The organism is Kitasatospora sp. P5_F3 (genome assembly GCF_054049135.1).
Map to the genome: position 1 here is coordinate 21,186 of NZ_JBFUMY010000018.1, position 18,642 is coordinate 39,827.

General features: G+C 72.7%; 14 protein-coding genes. 7 read left to right on the top strand and 7 right to left on the bottom strand.

Annotation, left to right across the window (positions count from 1 at the left end):
* Positions 1-211 precede the first annotated feature (211 nt).
* On the bottom strand, positions 212-652 hold the full coding sequence (locus ACXJMZ_RS14125; protein ID WP_457030369.1) for a MarR family winged helix-turn-helix transcriptional regulator: 441 nt from the start codon (positions 650-652) through the stop codon (positions 212-214).
* 237 nt (positions 653-889) lie between these two features.
* Here ACXJMZ_RS14125 and ACXJMZ_RS14130 point away from each other — a divergent pair, with 237 nt between their 5' ends.
* Positions 890-1,669: an MHYT domain-containing protein gene (locus ACXJMZ_RS14130; protein ID WP_457030370.1), complete on the top strand. Its 780-nt coding sequence runs from the start codon at positions 890-892 to the stop codon at positions 1,667-1,669.
* Positions 1,670-1,744: 75 nt separating this feature from the next.
* Here the strand turns inward: ACXJMZ_RS14130 and ACXJMZ_RS14135 are convergent, their stop codons facing one another.
* Together ACXJMZ_RS14135 and ACXJMZ_RS14140 are read right to left on the bottom strand one after the other, a co-directional pair.
* Entirely contained in the window at positions 1,745-3,442 is a 1,698-nt protein-coding gene (locus ACXJMZ_RS14135; RefSeq protein ID WP_457030371.1) for a hydrogenase maturation protein, read from the bottom strand.
* 217 nt (positions 3,443-3,659) lie between these two features.
* Positions 3,660-5,120: an NCS2 family permease gene (locus tag ACXJMZ_RS14140; protein ID WP_457030372.1), complete on the bottom strand. Its 1,461-nt coding sequence runs from the start codon at positions 5,118-5,120 to the stop codon at positions 3,660-3,662.
* Between the two features lie 245 nt (positions 5,121-5,365).
* Here ACXJMZ_RS14140 and ACXJMZ_RS14145 point away from each other — a divergent pair, with 245 nt between their 5' ends.
* Together ACXJMZ_RS14145 and ACXJMZ_RS14150 are read left to right on the top strand one after the other, a co-directional pair.
* Positions 5,366-5,641, top strand: a complete 276-nt coding sequence (locus tag ACXJMZ_RS14145) for a DUF2530 domain-containing protein (RefSeq protein ID WP_457030373.1) — start codon at positions 5,366-5,368, stop codon at positions 5,639-5,641.
* Positions 5,642-5,693: 52 nt separating this feature from the next.
* Positions 5,694-8,189 carry an HAD-IC family P-type ATPase gene (locus ACXJMZ_RS14150; RefSeq protein ID WP_457030374.1) on the top strand — a complete coding sequence of 832 codons (2,496 nt, stop codon included), beginning with the start codon at positions 5,694-5,696 and terminating at the stop codon, positions 8,187-8,189.
* Positions 8,190-8,217: 28 nt separating this feature from the next.
* Here the strand turns inward: ACXJMZ_RS14150 and ACXJMZ_RS14155 are convergent, their stop codons facing one another.
* Entirely contained in the window at positions 8,218-11,511 is a 3,294-nt protein-coding gene (locus ACXJMZ_RS14155; RefSeq protein WP_457030375.1) for a sacsin N-terminal ATP-binding-like domain-containing protein, read from the bottom strand.
* A 249-nt stretch (positions 11,512-11,760) separates the two neighbouring features.
* The gene (locus ACXJMZ_RS14160; RefSeq protein ID WP_457030489.1) at positions 11,761-12,642 is read right to left on the bottom strand and encodes a DUF3027 domain-containing protein; all 882 of its coding nucleotides are present in this window, start codon (positions 12,640-12,642) and stop codon (positions 11,761-11,763) included.
* Between the two features lie 437 nt (positions 12,643-13,079).
* Here ACXJMZ_RS14160 and ACXJMZ_RS14165 point away from each other — a divergent pair, with 437 nt between their 5' ends.
* Genes ACXJMZ_RS14165 through ACXJMZ_RS14180 form a run of 4 tightly spaced genes read left to right on the top strand, consistent with a single transcriptional unit; the run spans position 13,080 to position 16,676 of the window.
* The gene (locus tag ACXJMZ_RS14165; protein WP_457030490.1) at positions 13,080-14,459 is read left to right on the top strand and encodes an MFS transporter; all 1,380 of its coding nucleotides are present in this window, start codon (positions 13,080-13,082) and stop codon (positions 14,457-14,459) included.
* Positions 14,460-14,515: 56 nt separating this feature from the next.
* Positions 14,516-15,094, top strand: coding sequence for a hypothetical protein (locus tag ACXJMZ_RS14170; protein ID WP_457030376.1), 579 nt, complete (start codon positions 14,516-14,518; stop codon positions 15,092-15,094).
* Between the two features lie 2 nt (positions 15,095-15,096).
* The gene (locus ACXJMZ_RS14175; protein ID WP_457030377.1) at positions 15,097-15,837 is read left to right on the top strand and encodes a futalosine hydrolase; all 741 of its coding nucleotides are present in this window, start codon (positions 15,097-15,099) and stop codon (positions 15,835-15,837) included.
* A complete protein-coding gene (locus ACXJMZ_RS14180; protein WP_457030378.1) occupies positions 15,834-16,676 on the top strand; it encodes a 1,4-dihydroxy-6-naphthoate synthase in 843 nt (280 codons plus the stop codon). The genes ACXJMZ_RS14175 and ACXJMZ_RS14180 overlap by 4 nt, the downstream gene beginning before the upstream one ends.
* A 25-nt stretch (positions 16,677-16,701) precedes the next feature.
* Here the strand turns inward: ACXJMZ_RS14180 and ACXJMZ_RS14185 are convergent, their stop codons facing one another.
* Entirely contained in the window at positions 16,702-17,085 is a 384-nt protein-coding gene (locus ACXJMZ_RS14185; RefSeq protein WP_184915486.1) for a cold-shock protein, read from the bottom strand.
* 381 nt (positions 17,086-17,466) lie between these two features.
* Entirely contained in the window at positions 17,467-18,606 is a 1,140-nt protein-coding gene (locus ACXJMZ_RS14190) for an alpha/beta hydrolase (RefSeq protein WP_457030379.1), read from the bottom strand.
* Positions 18,607-18,642 lie beyond the last annotated feature (36 nt).

Below are 18,642 nucleotides of genomic sequence, written 5' to 3' on the forward strand. Positions count from 1 at the left end.
TGTCGGCGGGGGCAGCGGTGGTCGCTGCCGAGTCGGTCGTCGAGTCGTCGGTACGGATGGCGGCGCTGATGGCGGCCGGCGGTGTCACGGTGCTCTCCCCTCGAAGCGCGACCACGGCGGTGGCCAGCGTCGCGCTGCTGCTTGCTCGGTTGTGTGATGCGGTGATGCGGTACTCCTTCTTCCGGTCCCGTCTGCGTCCTGCTGCTACGTCCTAGAGGTGCGCCAGCTTGTAGAGGACGGGTGCGGCCTCCTTGAGTACCGCCCACTCCTCCTCGGTCAGCCCCTGGGCCAGTTCGGCCAGCCAGGCGTTCCGCCTGCGGCGGCTCTCCGCGAGGATCGCCTCCGCCTGCTCGGTGGCACTGACCACCACCTGCCGGCGGTCCTCCGGGTGCGGCTCGCGCCGGACCAGGCCCTTCTCCTCCAGCATCGCGATGATCCGGGTCATCGACGGCGGCTGGACGTGTTCCTTCCTGGCGAGCTCACCAGGGGTGGCCTTGCCGCACCTGCCGAGGGTGCCGAGCACCCCGATCTCGGTGGGGCTCAACGACTCCTCGACCCGCTGGTGTCGCAACCGGCGGGAAAGGCGCATGGCGGACGAACGCAGCTGGCTGACCGCTGCGAGGTCCTCCTCGGACATCTCGGGCATAGTCATTAGCCTATCTCATTACTCTCGCTAATGAAAACTCATATCCGCGGGTCGCCAGGAAGACTGGACATCCCGTCAGGACTTCGTGCCCAGCTCTTGGCGTACTCGTGAAGGACCCACCCTGACCTGGGAGTTCACCAAATCCCCCAGGGTTGCCCCGCACCTGACCCGCCGTTAGCCTCCAGGTTGTCAGGAACACAGCACGCCGGCACAGTGCACCCCGCCCCCGTCCAGGGAGTCTTCTTGGGTCACATCGACCACGCTGTCCACGGCTGGGTCACCCCGGCGATCTCCTACTTGGCTGCCTGCCTCGGGGCCCTGCTCGCCCTCCGCAGCACCCGGTGGGCGCTGCTCACCGAGGGCCGGACCAGACGGAACTGGCTCACCTTCGCCTCGATCTCGCTCGGCCTCGGCATCTGGAGCATGCACTTCATCGCGATGCTCGGCTTCGCGGTCCGCGGCGCCGAGATCCGCTACAACGTCCCACTCACCGTGCTCAGCCTGCTGGTCGCCATCCTGGTGGTCGGCGCCGGCATCTTCACCGTCGGCTACAGCAGCCGGCCGGTCGGCTCGCTGCTGGCCGGCGGTGTGGCCACCGGGCTCGGGGTGGCCGCCATGCACTACCTCGGGATGGCCGCGATGCGGGTCTCCGGCACCATCGCGTACGACACCACCACGGTGGCGGTCTCGGTCGGCATCGCGATCTTCGCGGCGACCGCCGCGCTCTGGGCCGCGCTGAACATCCAGGGCACCGCCGCCGTACTGGCCGCCGCACCGGTGATGGGGGTCGCGGTCTGCGCGATGCACTACACCGGCATGACCGCGATCAGCGTCCAGCTCTCGGCGGTCCGCACCACGCCGCCCGGGGTGATCGGGCTGCAGTTCGTCTTCCCGCTCGCCGTCGGCCTCGGCACCTACGTGTTCTCCAGCGCACTGGCGTTCGCCGTCGCCCCGAGCAAGGAGATCGGACGTCCCTCGGTCTTCCTCGGTCCGGCCGCGCCCCTCAGCGTCCGGGCTCGGTAACCCGGACACCAGCAGGGCCCCCGCCGCTGCCCGGCGGGGGCCCTGCTTTCTTTCGTGTGCCAGCGCTTTCGGGTGTCAGCCGCGCAGGTGCGCCGGGGTCTCGACCGGGCAGCTCTTGTACACGAAGGCCCGCCGCAGCTGGTGGTAACTCTCGCCCGGGTCGAGGAAGTTGTGCCGCATCCGGGCCAACTCCTCGGCGCGGTACGCCGCCAGCGGCTTGACCGCCTCGTCGTCGACCCGCCGCTGCTTCTTCGCCAGCAGCCGCGCCGCCAACTCGCCGGACCTGGCCAGCAGGTCGGCCTGCTCCTGCACCCAGCCCCGGAACGCCGTCGAGTCACCGCCGCCCACCCGGTCCACCAGACCGAGCGCCAGCGCCTCCCGGGGCCCGACCGGCAGCGCGGCCGCGGTCAGCCGCTCCGCCTGCTCGGCGCCGACCCGCCGCGGCAGCGTGTAGGTCCAGTACTCGGAGCCGTACAGCCCCATCAGCCGGTAGTGCGGATTGAGCACCGCCGAAGCCCGGCACCACACCTCGTCCGCCGCCAGCGCCAGCATCAGGCCGCCGGCCGCCGCGTTCCCGGCCAACGCCGCCACCACGTACTTGTCGGTGCTGGTCAGCATCGCCTCGACCAGGTCGTCCATCGCGTTGATGTTCGCCCAGGACTCCGCCGCCGGATCACCGGCCGCCTCGATCACATTCAGATGGATGCCGTTGGAGAAGAAGTCCCGCGACGGCCCCAGCACCAGCACCGACGTCGGCCGTGCCACCGCCGCCCGGTACGCCGCCAGCAGCCGACGGCACTGCGCCGTACTCATCGCCCCGCCGGGGAACCCGAACTCCAGGTACCCGACCTCCCCCGCCTCCCGGTAGCGGATCTCCGACCAGGTCTGCCGCCCGGCCGCCCGCTCGGGCGTGACCGGCACCTCCGGTACGCCCGCCAGCACCAGCGAGGGCCCGAGCACCCGCGCGGCGGGCAGCTTGAAGGTGGGCGGACCACCCGCCTCCCGGCGCGGCCGCAGCTGCGGGATCCAGACCGCCCCGTCCACCGTGGCCCGGCACACCGCACCGTCCCGACTGGCGATCAACTCACCCGGCCTGCCGCGCAGTTCGTCCTCCGCGCAGCCGCCGTGCAGGAAGTACTCCCGACCCAGCAGGATGTCCAGCACCCCCGGCTGACTGTCCGCCGCCCGCAGCTTGCGCAGCACCGTCGCGGTGTCGTCCGCCGCCCAGTCGATCCGCCGGAACTCCTGCGCGTGGTACGGGCGGAGCTGCCCGGTGACGTCCCACTGGGAGTAGTCCAGCGGCTCGGGCCCGTACCAGCCGCCCGCGAACCGCTCGACCGCCAGCAGCACCGCCTCGACCGCCGCGTCCGCGACCTCGTTCCGGTACAACTCGCTCTTCCCGCCGGCCCGGACGGTGAACGGCACCGAGGCCCAGATCGGCCCCGCATCCATCTCCGCCACCGCCTGAAGCACCGTCACGCCCCACTCGGCCGAACCCTGGTGGATCGCCCAGTCCAGCGAGGACGGCCCCCGGTCACCCTTCGGCCCCGGGTGCACGATCAGCACCGGATACCGCTGCCAGACGTCCTCCGGCACCGCCCGGGTCAGCATCGGCGCCAGAATCAGATCCGGCCGGAACCGGGCCACCCCGGCCCGTACCGCCTCGTCCCCGAGGGCGAGTTCGACCCCGAGCGTATGGCCACGCTCGCGCAGCTCCACGTGGACGCGCTGGGTCAGGCTGTTGAAAGCGCTGGCGATCAGCAGAATGCGCATGTGCCCTCCGACGGCAGGTCAGCAGTACCGCGAACTCCCCCCGTTCACGCCCTGCTCAGCCCCGCCCCGAGCCCCGCGCGAGCCTCATCCAAGCATGTCCATGCCCAGTCAAACGCTCGCTCGGGGGACCTCTACAACACCCCTCCCAAACACCCGCCGAGAACGCACCGAGCCCTCCCATGCGGTGCACGGGAGGGCTCGCCGGTGACGCGTCGGGTCAGCCGAGGCCGAGGGCCGGCATCAGGTAGTAGAAGGCGAAGACCGCGGCGACCACGTAGAGGGCGACCGGGACGCTGCGGCCGCGGCCGGCGGCGAGGCGCAGGACGCAGAAGGTGATGAAGCCGAAGCCGATGCCGTTGGTGATGCTGTAGCTGAACGGCATCAGGACCATGGTGAGGAAGGCCGGGACGGCGATCGTGTAGTCGGACCAGTCGATGTCCCGGATCGAGTTGGCCAGGATCAGGAAGCCGACCGTGACCAGGGCCGGGGTGGCGGCCTGGGCGGGGACCATGGTGGCGAGCGGGGTGAGGAAGAGCGCGACCAGGAAGAGCCCGCCGGTGACGATCGAGGCGAAGCCGGTCCTGGCGCCCTCGCCGACGCCCGCGGTGGACTCGACGAAGCAGGTGTTGGCGGAGGAGGAGGTCGCGCCGCCGGCGGCGGTGGCGATGCCGTCCACCATCAGGATCTTGTTGATGCCGGGCAGGTCGCCCTTCTCGTCCAGCAGGTGGGCCTCGTCGGCGACGCCGAGGATGGTGCCCATCGCGTCGAAGAAGCAGGACATCAGCACGGTGAAGACGAACAGGCAGCCGGTCAGGAGGCCGACCTTGCCGAAGCCGCCGAACAGGCTGACCTGACCGACCAGACCGAAGTCGGGGGCGGCCACCGGATTGCCCGGCCACTCCGGCACGGTCAGACCCCAGGAGCTCGCCGGGATGGTCGCCGCCTGGTTGAGCAGGACCGCGACGGCGGTCATCGCCGCGATGCTGATCAGGATCGCGCCGGGGACCTTACGGATCATCAGGACCAGGGTGAGCAGCAGGCCCAGGATGAAGACCAGCACCGGCCAGCCGTTCAGGTGGCCGTCCGAGCCGAGCTGGAGCGGGACGGTGGTGTGCGCGGCGTCCGGGATGCGGCTGACGAAGCCCGCGTCCACCAGGCCGACCAGGCAGATGAAGAGGCCGATGCCGATCGCGATGGCCTTCCGCAGGCCGAGCGGCACCGCGTTCATCACCCGCTCGCGGAGCCCGGTGGCCACCAGGATCATGATCGCGAACCCGGCCAGCACCACCATGCCCATCGCGTCCGCCCAGGTCATCCGGGGGGCGAGCTGGAGCGCGACGATGGTGTTGACGCCGAGGCCCGCCGCCAGACCGATCGGCACGTTGCCGATCACACCCATCAGCAGCGTGGTCAGACCGGCCGTCAGGGCGGTCGCGGTGACCAGCTGAGCACTGCTCAGGTGGGTGCCGGTCATGTCGACGGCATTGGCCAGGATGATCGGGTTGAGCACCAGGATGTACGCCATCGTGAAGAAGGTGGCGACACCGCCGCGGACCTCACGGGCGAGCGTGGAGCCGCGCTCGGAGATCCTGAAGAACCGGTCCAGCGGGGTGGACGGCTGTGGGGCGGCCTGGGAGGGCTCGGGCGACTTTGCGGTCGGCTGGGCCAGCGGAGACATTCGCGTCCTCGTCAGATGGGGGAGGTGAGGAGGGCGGAGACCCGGAGCGTCACTGGCCGGGACTGCCGGGCGACGGCCGGGCAGTCGGGGGATCGCACCAGGGCCGTAGCGGATTCTCAGTATGAGTTCCTCGATCGTGCCCGCGCTATCTTCGCGCGTAGAAAGAGCCCATTACGGTCAGATTCGATCATTCGCCCCGGCCCACCACTACGGTCCCGAGCGCCCCGCCCCGTAGGCTGGGGCCCATGGCCAAGACCGCTCTGCGCCCCTCTCCCCCGCCGCTGGAAGCGAACGACGTTGCGATCGTCGGCGGCGGCACGGTGCTCTGGTTCGTCGGCTTCCTGGTACTGCTCCCCTTCAAGGGCAGCCTGGAGCAGCACGGCCACGGCAGCTGGCCGTGGATCTGCCTGGCCGGGGCCGGCCTCGGACTGATCGGCCTCTGGTACTGCCGGGCCCGCCGGGACGCGATCCGCCGTAGTAAGGAGAGCGCGGCCGAGAGCCCCGCCACGCGGTTGGACTGAATCGGACCAAGGTAGGGCGCACCACGCAAATCGCCCACCTAGAGTCGGTCCCATGACTCACCCTGCGGAGAACACGGCGACCGAGCCCGGCGACGACCCGCCCGCCCGCCGTTCCCCTCAGGAGCACCGCGAGCGCCCGGGCGGGCTGACCGCCGCCGAGGTCGCCGAGCGGGTGGCGCGCGGCGAGGTGAACGACGTACCCGTCCGCTCCAGCCGGTCGACCCGCGAGATCGTCCGGGCCAACGTGTTCACCCGGTTCAACGCGATCATCGGCGTCATGTTCGGCATCATCCTGGTGGTCGGACCGCTCCAGGACGGACTGTTCGGCCTGGTCATCGTCGCCAACACGGCGATCGGCATCATCCAGGAGCTGCGCGCCAAGAAGACCCTGGACGGTCTGGCGCTGATCGGCGAGGCCAAGCCGCAGGTCCGCCGGGACGGCACCGAGCAGCAGGTCGCGGTGGCCGGCATCGTGCTCGACGACACCGTGCTGCTCGGCATCGGCGACAAGGTGATCGTGGACGGCCGGGTCACCGAGGCGGACGGTCTGGAGATCGACGAGTCGCTGCTCACCGGCGAACCGGACCCGGTGCTCAAGCAGCCCGGTGACCAGGTGATGTCCGGCAGCTTCGTGGTCGCCGGCGCCGGCGCGTTCACCGCCACCAAGGTCGGCCGGGAGGCGTACGCCGCGCAGCTGGCCGAGGAGGCCAGCCGGTTCACCCTGGTCAGGTCGGAGCTGCGGAGCGGCATCGACGCGATCCTGAAGTTCATCACCTGGCTGCTGATCCCGACCGCGATCGGCCTGATCATCAGTCAGCTCGCGGTGGAGAGGAACGACTGGCGCGAGGCGGTCCGCCGGATGGTGGCCGGCATCGTGCCGATGGTGCCCGAGGGCCTGGTGCTGCTCACCTCGGTGGCCTTCGCGATCGGGGTGGTCCGGCTCGGCCGCAAGCAGTGCCTGGTGCAGGAGCTGCCCGCGATCGAGGGGCTGGCCCGGGTGGACACCGTCTGCCTGGACAAGACCGGCACCCTCACCGAGGGCGGCATGGACCTGCTCGAGCTGCGCCCGCTGGCCACATCGGACGGCCGGGGCACCGACGGCCAGCTGCGGCCGGACGCCCCACTCGCCAACCACGTGCTCGCCGACCGGCAGGTGCTGCAACAGGCGCTCGGCGCGCTGGGCGGCGCGGACTCCCGGCCCAACCCCAGCATGCAGGCGGTGATCGACGCCTACGGCAACGGACAAGGCGACGGGGAGCACTGGCGGGTGCTGGAGGCGATGCCGTTCTCGTCCGCCCGGAAGTGGAGCGGCGTGCAGCTGCTGGAGCCGGCGGGCACCGAGGCCAGCTGGCTGCTCGGCGCCCCGGACGTCCTGCTGCCGACCGGTCATCCGGCGCTGGCCGAGGTGGACGAGCTCGGCTCACGCGGCCTGCGGGTCCTGCTGCTGGGCCGGACCCCGCAACCGCTCGACGCCCCCGACCCGGCCGCCGGCCTCCAGCCGCTGGCGCTGCTGGTGCTCCAGCAGCGGCTGCGCGAGGACGCCGCCGACACCCTGCGGTACTTCGAGAGCCAGCAGGTCGAGGCGAAGGTGATCTCCGGCGACAGCGCGGTCTCGGTCGGCGCGGTCGCCGCGCACCTCGGACTCCCGGGCGCGGAGCTCCCGTTGGACGCCCGGACGCTGCCCACCGACCCCGAGGAGCTGGCCGAGGTGGCGGAGCGGACCACCGTCTTCGGGCGGGTGACGCCGCAGCAGAAGCGCGAACTGGTCGGTGCGATGCAGTCCCGCGGGCACACCGTGGCGATGACCGGCGACGGCGTCAACGACGTGCTCGCGCTCAAGGACGCGGACATCGGCGTGGCGATGGGCTCCGGCAGCGAGGCGACCCGGGCGGTGGCCCAGATCGTGCTGCTGGACGACAGCTTCGCCACCCTGCCCTCGGTGGTGGCCGAGGGCCGCCGGGTGATCGGCAACATCGAACGGGTGGCGAACCTCTTCCTGGTGAAGACGGTCTACTCGGTGCTGCTGGCCCTGCTGGTGGTGATCACCCACGTGCCGTACCCGTTCCTGCCCCGGCACTCCACCGTGCTCAGTTCGCTGACCATCGGCATCCCCGCCTTCTTCCTGGCGCTGGCCCCCAACAACGAGCGGGCCCGGACGGGCTTCGTCCGCCGGGTGCTGCGGCTCGCCGTCCCCGGCGGGGTGATCGCGGGTGCGGCCACCTTCACCGCGTACATGCTGGCCAGGTCCAACCCCGCGACCGACCTGGAGGCGGACACCAGCGTCGCGACGCTGACGCTGTTCCTGGTGGCGATGTGGGTGCTGGCGATCGTGGCCCGGCCGTACAACTGGCTGCGGATCGCGCTGATCGCCGCCATGGGCGGGGCGTTCGCGCTGGTGCTGCTGGTGCCGTGGCTGTCGGACTTCTTCCAGCTCTCGCTCGAGGGCCTGCGGGACCCGTTGACCGGGGTGGCCATCGCGCTGGTGGCCGGGCTGCTGCTCGAGGTGGTCTGGGCGGTGATCGTCCGCCGCAACGGGGACACCGGCTGACGTGGACTCAGCCGGTGTCCGATGCGGGTCAGCGCTCGAAGTCCCGGGCCGCCAGCAGCTCGTAGGCCCGGTCCGGCTCGGCCAGGGCGGCCAGGATCTCGAACCGGCGGTGCCACTGGCCGACCGACCAGGCCAGCCCGGCGGCCAGGCCCTCGGGGGTGGCCGCGTGCAGCAGGCCGGGGACCGGCGGGACGTCGAACTCGTCGTCCTCGTCCGCCGCTTCGGCACCGTCCGGGTCGTAGGGAAGCTCCGGGGCGGCCGCGGCACGGTCCCAACGCCAGCCGATCGCCGCCTCGTTGCCGTCCGGGCCGACCACCAGCAGCTCGTCGTGCTCCTCGTAGACGGCGGGGCAACCGGGCAGCAACTCCCGTACCACCGAGGGGGTCCGGTGCAGGGTTCCCTCGGAGAGCACCCGGCCGCCGGCCACCTCACTGGCCAGCGAGACGTGCAGCCGCTCGGCCAACTCCGGGGCCAGCTCCGGGGCGACCGGCAGCAGCGGGTACGGGTGCAGCAGCTCGACCAGGTCGGGGGCGTCCGCGACCACCGCGTCGGCGGCGTCCACCAGCACCGTGGTGTCGGGGCGGCGACCGGTCTCCGGGTCCATCGGCGGCACCGCCCTGACCACGTCCAACGCCTCCACCCGGTCGGCCGGGACGGTCGCCAACGCGCTGTGGATACCGTGCAGCTGACGGTGCGTCACAGCTGAGGCCGGGTCGGTCAGCCGGTCCAGCAGCTCGTCCGGGCCGTGCGGTTCGGCGAGCAGCGCGGCCAGCGTGGTGCGTACCCCGAGGGCGTGCAGGAAGGTCTCGTCCAGATTGGTGCGGGCCTCGTCGTAGAGGCCGCGCAGCAGCGGGTCGGCCCCGGCGGCGCGCAGGCCCGCGGGCTCCTTGCCGTCCAGCACCGGGTGGTCGCGGAGCCACCAGGCGGTGTACGGCGGCAGGTCGACGTAACTGCCGTTCGGCAGCAGGGTGCGGACCGGGTTGACCACCGCCTCCCGGTACGGCGGCCGGGACAGCAGAGCCAGCGCCTCGGGCCAGGCGTCCTCGTCCACCAGGTCCAGGTCGCGCACCGCGAGCAGCTCGGCGGCCACCGGCGGGACGCCCAACTCGCCGTTGTCGTCGGCGTGCAGGGCCTCCAGCGCGTCCTCGCACCATTCGGCCAGGCCGTCCGGGGCCTCGTCCAGCAGGCCGGTCGGGCGGCCGCCGGCCGCCCGGTCGGCGGGCGCGGTCGGGTCCAGCCGCTCCAGGTCGTCCGGGTCGAGCACCACGTCCTCGGCGCGGACCAGCACGAAGGTGCTCAACGCCCCTGCCGCCGCCAGGACTTCGGGGCCCCAGCGCTCCAGCAGGTCCTCGTCCACGTACCCGGCGTCGTCGTCCCGGGCCAGCGCGGACAGCGGGGAGTCGGGCAGGATCAGCTCACCGGCCCTGGACAGCTCGCCCTCGTCGTCCGGCAGCGCCAGCCGGGCCAGCCAGCGGTGCTCACCGGGGGTCGCCCCGGCGGCCTTGACCAGCCCCAGCACCGCGTCGGCCAGGTCGACGGCGGCGTCGAAGTCGTCCTCCCCGAGCTCCAGCGAACGGGCCACCGCCGCCCGCACCTCCGGGGTGTCCAGCACCCCGGCGGGGGTGGCGGTCCCGGCACCGAGCTTGGCCAGCAGCGGGTGCGCCGCCTCCGGGTGGGCCAGCCGCAGGTCGAGCAGACCGAGCGCGTCGGCCAGCGACTCGGGGTAGCCCTCGAAGCCCTCCCAGTCGGCCGCGTCCGAGGGCAGCAGCACCCGGCGCGGGCCGGTCACCGTACGGCCGTCGGCGAGCGGCACCGGCAGCGCGCCGAGCGACTCCGGGTCGGCGCCCGCGAGCGCCGCGTACAGGTTCCGCCACCAGGCGGGTTCCCGCTCCAGGCCGCCGAGTTGGTCGACCACCTCGGCCAGCGGCACCCGGCGGACCTCGAGCACCCGCAGCTCGGTACGGCGCTCCAGGCCGGCCGGCAGCAGGCCGGGGAAGATCGGCGCCAGCGCCGCCACCACGTCCCGGTCGGCGCCTTCGAGCAGCGTGGCGTCCCTGGGCCGGAGTGCGGGGGTGCCCTCCTCCACCGGCGCCGGGTGCGGCAGGAACGGCGTGGCGGGCAGCCGGCGCAGGATCGCCGAGCGCAGCGCGTTGTCCAACGCGCCGTCACCGAGCGGCCCCGGCACCAGGCCGAGCGACCCGAGGTCGCCGCCCCTGGCCCGCAGCAGGTCGGCGTACGCGTCCGCCGCGCGCTCGGTCAGGAAGTCGGTGAGCGGGCCCGGCGCGACATGACGGCGGGTCGGGTCCAGCGGGTACCCGGCGATCAACAGGGCCGGTACGCCCAGCGGTTCGTCGCTCGGCGTCGGGGCGTGCACCACCGGGTCGGTGCGCAGCGGCTGCGGGGTGCCGTCCTCCGAGACCGGCACCGCCCAGGTCACCGACCAGTACGGGCGGGCGCGTTCCTCGGTCGGCCGGTCGGCCAGCAGCTCGGGCGCGGTGCTGCCGCTCCGGGTGACGGTCTGCCAACTGGTGCTGCGGTCCCCGTCGGTGAGGGTGACCGTGGTGATCCCCTCGGCGGGCGCCGGATCCGCCGAACGGGTCAGGGTCCGGACGCCGTCGGGCGTCTCGACCGTGACCTCGGCCAGGCCCGGCAGGGTGAGCAGCAGCGCGTCGTCGATCCCGGTCAGCAGACGGCGGGTCAGGTCCTCGGCGGCGGTGTCCCGGAGCGGGAGCACCACCACGGTGTCGTAGCCGGCCGGCGCGGCACCCTCGGCCGGGAACGGCAGCCGCAGCAGCGGCACATGGCCTTCCCGGCGGCGCAGCTCCTCGGCCAGCTGGGGCCGCTCCTCGGTGAGCGCCTGAGCCTCGGTCAGCGACCAGCGGACCCCGCCGTGGGCCGAGAGCACGGCCGGTTCGTCGGTGACCGCGAGCACCGCGGCGAAGCCGACGCCGAAGCGGCCGACGGTGCGGGCCTCGTCGGTGCGCTTGGAGGAGGCACGCAGCGTGGCCAGCGACTCGACGGCCGCCTCGTCCAGCGCGGCGCCGGTGTTGGCGGCGGCCAGCACGCCGTCCCGCAGGGTCAGCCGCAGGCGGCCGGGGCCGGTGCCGGTGCGGGCCGCCGCGTCGGCGGCGTTCTGCGCCAACTCGACGATCAGGCGGTCGCGGTAGCCGCCGAGGGCGAGCTCCTCCTCGGCGTTCGCGTCCTCCCGGAAGCGGGCCGGGGCGGCCGTCCAGGCATCCAGGACCCGACGCCGCAGACCGGCCGTGTCGAAGGGGTCGGCCACCTGCTCGTCACTGCTGCCACCGATGATCCGAGGCTCCACTGCACTGCCGCCTTCCGCCGCCACCCTGGCCCTGCCGTACGGGGGCATTCTCCCCTGCCCGGACCGCGACTCCGCGCAGGGGCTCGGCGCTGCGCTGGGCAAGCGCTCAAGCATCTACGGTCAGGGGCTCGGGGAACTGCGAGGAGATCTGGCGCTCGGGTCACTGCGAAAGTGCCTGACCGCCCACGTACGGATCACCTTGCACGAGGTCGGCGTCGCAGTTCCCCGAGCCCCTGGTGGTGCACCCACCTAGGAGTGCCCGAGCTCCTCGGCCGGGGCGTCGGGTTCGACGGAGCCGCTGGTGCGGTCGGGGTGGAGCTGCATCGGCTCGATCTCCAGCTCGTCGAGGATCAGCTCGGACGGGGCCGGCGGGGCCGGGATGACCGCCGCCTCGGAGTGGCCGCCGCAGCCGTAGGCGAAGGAGACGACCTGGCCGTCGGCCGGGCCGAACTCGTTGCCGCAGATGCCGAAGGCCTGTCCGAGCGAGCCGCCGATCGGGATCAGGAAGCCGCAGGTGTCGCAGTTGGCCGGGGCCGCCTGGGCCATCGGCGTCTGCGGACCGTGTGCGGTCTCCCAGCGGTCGGCGGCCAGGTGCAGGCCGATCCGGGACAGCACCCGGGGGCGGCCGAGGCCGAGCTCCCCGGCGACGGCGCTGATCTGGGCCCGGGCCGGGCTGGGCTGGAGGTCGGGGTCGGCGACGACCAGGTCCTCGGTGTCGTCCAGGGCCGCCACCGAGTTCGGGGCGGGCTCGTCCTCGCCGGACCAGCCCGGCTCCAGCCGGAGGTCGTCCGCGTCGGTGGGCAGCAGGTCGCCGGGGCCCATGTCACCGGGACGCAGGCGCTGGCTCCACGGCACCCACTGCGGTGCGAGCACCGCGTCGGGGCCGGGCAGCAGCACCGTCTCGTCCAGCGTGACGTTCTTCGCCCGGGGCGCGCGGGCCACCGTCACGGCCCAGTGCCAGCCGCGGTAGGCCGCGTCCAGGCACTCGAACGTATGGGTGACGACCCGCTCGCCGTCGGCGCGGACACCGAGGTGCGCCCCTACGGCCTCCGGGCCGACCGCCTCGGCGGCGGCCTGACGGGCGATCTCGACGGCCTCGGCACAGAGCCGGTCGGGGGTACGGCTTCGCATCGCAGCACTCACGGCGTCGATTCTCTCCCAAGTTCTGTAGCCTGCGGCCCATTTGCCCACGGTCCGTCAGCTGCTGGACCCGCGCGGTCCTGCCAGGAGCTCCGGTCCGGTGGGCACCGTCTCTCTTATCATTCTGCGGTACCTGCGCCTGTCCGCTGACCGGCCGCGCCGCCCGCTGGGCAGTGCACGCGCGTAGTGCAGGCTACCCGCCGGTCGGCCACCCGGGACAGTCCGGCTTGGAGGCGGGTCAGGTCAAGTCGTGGTGATCATGGAGATCCCCCGCGTTGTCCGGGCGAATCTCGGGCAGGATTGGCTACGTGGCGGACGAGATCCCGTCGCGGCCCGAAGCCGAGGGCCCGGAGCAACCCGGCCCGTCGGCACCGGCGCCACGACTGCCCAACCCCGTCCCCTCGGCGAGCGACAGCGGGCCGCCGCCGGTGGGTGGACCGACGCCGCCCCGCCGGAACCTGTTGGTACGCGGTGCCTCCTCGGCCGGCCTGCGCACCGGCCGCGTGGTGCACGGCACCGGCCGGCGGATCCGCCGCGCCACCGCGGCCGAGGGCGCCGGTGAATCCGGCCTCGCCAAGTTGATCGAACTGCACGCGCTGAACTCGTTCGGCGACATGCTGATCACGATCGCGCTGGCCTCCACCGTCTTCTTCTCGGTCCCCACCGGCGAGGCCCGCGGACGGGTCGCGCTCTACCTGCTGGTCACCATGGCGCCGTTCGCGCTGCTCGCCCCGGTGATCGGCCCGCTGCTCGACCGGATGCCGCAGGGCCGCCGGTCCGCGATAGCGATCTCGATGCTGGCCCGCGCGGTCCTGGCGTGGACCATGGCCGGTCCGGTGATCAACGGCGGGCTGACGCTCTATCCCGCCGCGCTCGGGGTACTGGTCGCCTCCAAGGCGTACGGGGTGGTGCGCAGCGTCGTGGTGCCCCGGCTGCTGCCCCCCCGGCTCTCCCTGGTGAAGGCCAACTCCCGGGTCACGCTGGCCGGTCTGCTGGCCGGCATGGTGGCCGCCGGGGTAGGTGGCCTGCTCCATCTGATCGGGCCCGCCTGGCCGCTGCGCGGGGCCTTCCTGGTCTTCGTGGTGGGCACCCTGATGGCTTTTCACCTGCCGCACAAGGTGGACTCCGCGAAGGGCGAGCAGCGGGCCGTGCTGCACTCCGAGGAGCACCTGACCGGCGAGGAGCACCGCCGCAGGCCGGACAAAGCCCGGCTGCGGACGGTCGGCCCCTCGGTGATCCTCGCCCTCCGGGCGGTGGCCTCGCTGCGGGCGCTGGTCGGCTTCCTGGTGATGTTCCTGGCCTTCCTGCTCCGGGACGACCCGGTCGGCGGGCTGCAGCCGACCGTGACGATCGGGGTGGTGGCGGCCTGCGCGGGCGGCGGCAACGCGCTCGGTTCGATCCTCGGTTCCTGGCTGCGGACCCGGAGCTCCGAGGTGATCGTCACCGCCAGCCTGCTGGTCGCCACGGTCGCGGCCGGGGCGGCTGCGCTCTGGTACGGGCTGCTGACGGTGGGTCTGGTCGCGGCGGCGGCCGGGGCGGCGGCCTCGCTGGGGAAGCTGGCGCTGGACGCGCTGATCCAGCGGGACGTGCCGGAGGCGGTCAGGACCTCCGCCTTCGCCCGGTCCGAGACGCTGCTCCAGCTCTGCTGGGTGGCCGGCGGCGCGCTGGGGATCACCCTGCCGCTGGACGGCTCGCTCGGGCTGTGGACGGCGACCGGGCTGCTCCTGATCCCGCTGGTCTGGACGGTCTGGGCGCTGGTCCGGCTCGGCCCGCACCGGGTGCCCCGGACTGCCCAGCCAACTCCCTAGGGCATTCGGGCGACCCCGGAGTTTGCTGATCGGGTCAGGCCGGTAGCCTCTAGCCCATGAGCCTCAGCACCCGTGTCATCGCCGCCGTCGGCGCCGTTGTCGTGATCGGCGCCGTCACGGTCGGCGCCTCCGTTGCGATCGCCAGTGGCGAGGACGCACCGAAGGGAAAGCTGGCCACCCTGGTGGTCGGCACCTCCTCCATCCACTCCGAGCCGTTCGGCAAGTCCTGCTACAACGACGGCAAGCCGCTGGACGAGGCAGCCCAGGCGGCCTGCCAGAAGAGCGCCGCCGAGGCGTTCGAGAAGGGCACCCTGCCCAGCCTCGACGTGACCACCGCCGACAAGGTCGGCGTCGGCGTCGACCCGAAGGTGGCCGAGAAGGGCTGGTTCGCCTTCACCGACGGTGGGCAGCAGCAGCGCGCCACCCTGGCCGCGACCCGTACCGGTTCGACCTTCTCCGGTCTCCTCCCGGCCTCGGGCCTGCTGGCCGCCACCGAGAAGACCAAGGTGACCGTGGTCGAGGCGAACGAGAAGACCGGCGACATCATCGGCGTCTGGTACTTCCAGCTCAAGAACAAGGACGCCGTCGGCGAGCAGCCGGCCGCGCAGCAGCCGCAGCAGCAGCAGGAGCAGTAGGGGTGACACGGCCCCCAGGCGGCGACGCGCGGCCGGGTACCCCCCGGCTGCTCGTCGCCGTTGCCGTTCAGGCGGAGGCCGAGGCGGTGCTGCGCGGGCTGCGGGACGGCGCCCGGCCGGTGCCGCTGGACGTCGGTGAGCTGCGCCGCAGTGAGCACGCCTCGGGCACCGAGGTGGACGTCCTGGTGGCCGGGGTCGGCCCGACGGCGGCCGCCGTCTCGGTGGCCGCCGTGCTGGCGGAGCACCCGTACGACCTGGTGATCTCGGCCGGGATCGCCGGTGGCTTCGTCCCCCGGGCACCGATCGCGGCGATCGTGCTGGCCGAGGAGATCGTGGTCGCCGACCTGGGCGCGCAGACCCCCGACGGCTTCCGGGACGTGACCGAGCTCGGCTTCGGCCGGATCAGGTTCACCCCGCCGTCCGGCGCCGTCCGGCTGGCCGCCGACGCGCTGGACGCCGCCACCGGCACCGTGCTGACGGTCTCCACCGTGACCGGCAGCGCCGAGCGGGCGGCCGAGCTGACGGCCCGCCACCCGCACGCGGTCGCGGAGGCGATGGAGGGCTACGGAGTGGCGCAGGCGGCGGAGCGGTACGGCGTACCGATGCTGGAGCTGCGCACCGTCTCCAACCCGGTGGGCCCCCGGGACCGGGCGGCCTGGCGGATCGGCGAGGCACTGGGGTCGCTGGAGCGAGCGTTCGTTCTGCTCCCCTACCGGGAGCTGATCCAGGAGGTCGCCCGATGACCCTGCAGGTCGCCTACTCCCCCTGCCCGAACGACACCTTCGTCTTCCACGCCTGGGCACACGGTCTGGTGCCGGGCGCCGAGGCGCCCGAGGTGACCTTCGCGGACATCGACATCACCAACGGCCTCGCCGAACGCGGGGAGCTGGACCTGCTGAAGATCAGCTACGGCCAGCTGCCCTGGGTGCTGGACGAGTACGCGCTGCTGCCCTGCGGCGGCGCGCTGGGCCGGGGCTGCGGCCCGCTGGTGCTGACCCGGGAGGCGGGCGAGGCAGCCGGTCTGACCGGCCGTACGGTCGCGGTGCCGAGCGAGCGCTCCACCGCCTACCTGCTGTTCCGGCTCTGGGCGGCGAACGCGGTGCCCGGCGGCTTCGGCGAGATCGTGGTGCTGCCGTTCCACGAGATCATGCCCGCCGTCCGGGACGGCCGGGTGGATGCCGGGCTGGTGATCCACGAGGCCCGCTTCACCTACCAGCAGTACGGCCTGCACCGGCTCGCCGACATGGGCGAGGCCTGGGAGCAGGAGACCGGCCTGCCGATCCCGCTCGGCGCCATCGTGGCCCGCAGGTCGCTCGGCCGCGAGCGGCTGGACGAGCTGGCGGCCACCATCCGCAGCTCGGTCAGGATGGCCTGGGACGACCCCGAGGCCTCCCGGAAGTACGTGCTGGCGCACGCGCAGGAGATGGACCCGGCGGTGGCGGACCAGCACATCGGCCTGTACGTCAACGAGTTCACCGCCGACCTGGGCGAGGCCGGCTACGCCGCCGTCCGCGGCCTGCTCACCCGGGCCGCCGCCGAGGGGCTGGTGCCCGCCATCGGCCCGGGTGCGCTGGAGTTCTGAGGGCTGGTCAACCGCCTGAGCCGCCTCAGACGTCGAACTGGTCGGCCACCGCGCGGAGCAGGCCGGCCAGCTTCTCTCCGGTCGGCTTGGCCGGGTAGCGGCCGTGCTGGAGGCCGGGAAGCACCGCGTCCAGCATGGTGATCAGGTCCTGCACGATCGGGGCCATGTCGTCCGCGCTCTTGCGCTGGGCGGCGGCCACCGAGGGCAGCGCCTCCAGCAGGGTGACCGACATCGCCTGGTCACCCCGGTGCCCGGCCACCACGCCGAACTCGACCCGCTGCCCCGGCCGGAGCGCGGTCACCCCGGCGGGCAGTGCCTTGGTGTGCACGAAGACGTCGCCGCCGTCGTCGCGCGACAGGAAGCCGAAGCCCTTCGTCTCGTTGAACCACTTGACCTGGCCGGTGGGCATCTCGAAAAGTCCTCGTGTGGGTGCGGGGAGACCCCGGCCGTGGGCCGGGGATCACCGGGGTGGATGACGAGCCGACCGCGCTGGGGCGTCAGGTCGGGCTCGGGGTCAGCAGCCTAATGATCCGTCAGTGCCTCACCGGCACGCAGCCGGTTTCTCGTACGGCGTTCTGACGCACCTGGCACTGCCCGACCAGGGCCTGGCGCGGCCAGGCAGCGGCTGAGCGCTCGGCACTGACGACACCCCCGATCAGGACGGCGGGGCAACCGGACGGCCCCGTGCGAAGGCTGCATACCCTGACCACCTGCGGGCCGAAACTTTCCGTCCCCGAGGAACTGCGCGCTGTGACGAACCCCCGGTCGGCGCAGGTCGGGAGAGTGCGGCTCAGGCGGGGGCGTTCAGCTTGTCGCCGAGCCAGCCGAGCGAAGCCGGGAGCATCCGGCTCCAGGTGTTGAAGTTGTGACCGCCGGTCTCCAGGGTGATCGAGGAGACCTTGGTGTCGCTGCCCTTGGCGGCCGCGGCGAACTTCTGGGTGGACGCGTAGTAGTCCCCGTCACCCTCCCTGCTGCCGCCGACCAGCAGCGAGACCGCCGGCTTCGGCAGGTTGGCCAGCCGCCAGTCCAGGTCGGCCTGGTTGCGGCGGTCCTGGCTGCCGCCGAACAGGTCGCCGGTGGTCGGGTCCTCGGCGGCCCGGTAGTAGCCGGACAGCGAGACCCCGGCGGCGAACACGTCCGGGTGCTTCATGGCCAGCTTGAGCGCGCAGTACCCGCCGGTGGAGTTGCCGATGACGCCCCAGCTGCCCGGGCCCGAGGCGACCCGGTAGGAGTCCCGGATGGTCTGCGGCACGTCCTGGGCGAAGTACGTCTCGGACTGCGGGCCGCCCGGGATGTCCTCGCACTCGGTGTCCCGGGGCATGGCAGGCGACGGCCGCATCAGCACCAGGACGTACGGCTTGGTCCTGCCCTCGTTGATCAGCGACAGCTCGGTGGAGGGGTAGTTCAGCTTGGTGATCAGGTTCTTCGCGTCACCGGGAAAGCCGGTGATGGCGATCGCGGCCGGGAACTTCCGGTCCTTGAACTCCGGCTGGAAGTACTGCGGCGGCAGGTAGACGTACCCCTCGGTGGCCAGACCGGTGGCCGCGCCGGGGATCCGGATCTTCTCCAGCTTGCCGACCACTGCGGGCTCCCGGCCGACCGTGTTGGCGCCCCGGACGTTCTCGTTCGAGATCGTCTGGACCACGGCGCCCTTGCGGCCGTCCGCGAGCTGACTCTGGATCACCACCGGGCCGTCGTCGTTGCTCCCGATCAGGTCGGCCCAGCTGCTGTAGAAGGCGAAGTAGTTGTTGGCGACCAGCCCGACGGTGCACATCACGGCGAGCTGGGTGGCCAGGATGGTGCCGAGCCGGCCGAACACCGTCGCCCAGCTCCGCTCCGCCAGCCGGGGCCAGAGCCAGACCGTCGCGGCCACCGTCAGCACCGAGACCAGCGCCGACAGTGCGAGCACCTTGTGACTCGTCAGACCCATGTGTTGGTTCGCCCCTGCTCGGCCCGCGCGGTCCAC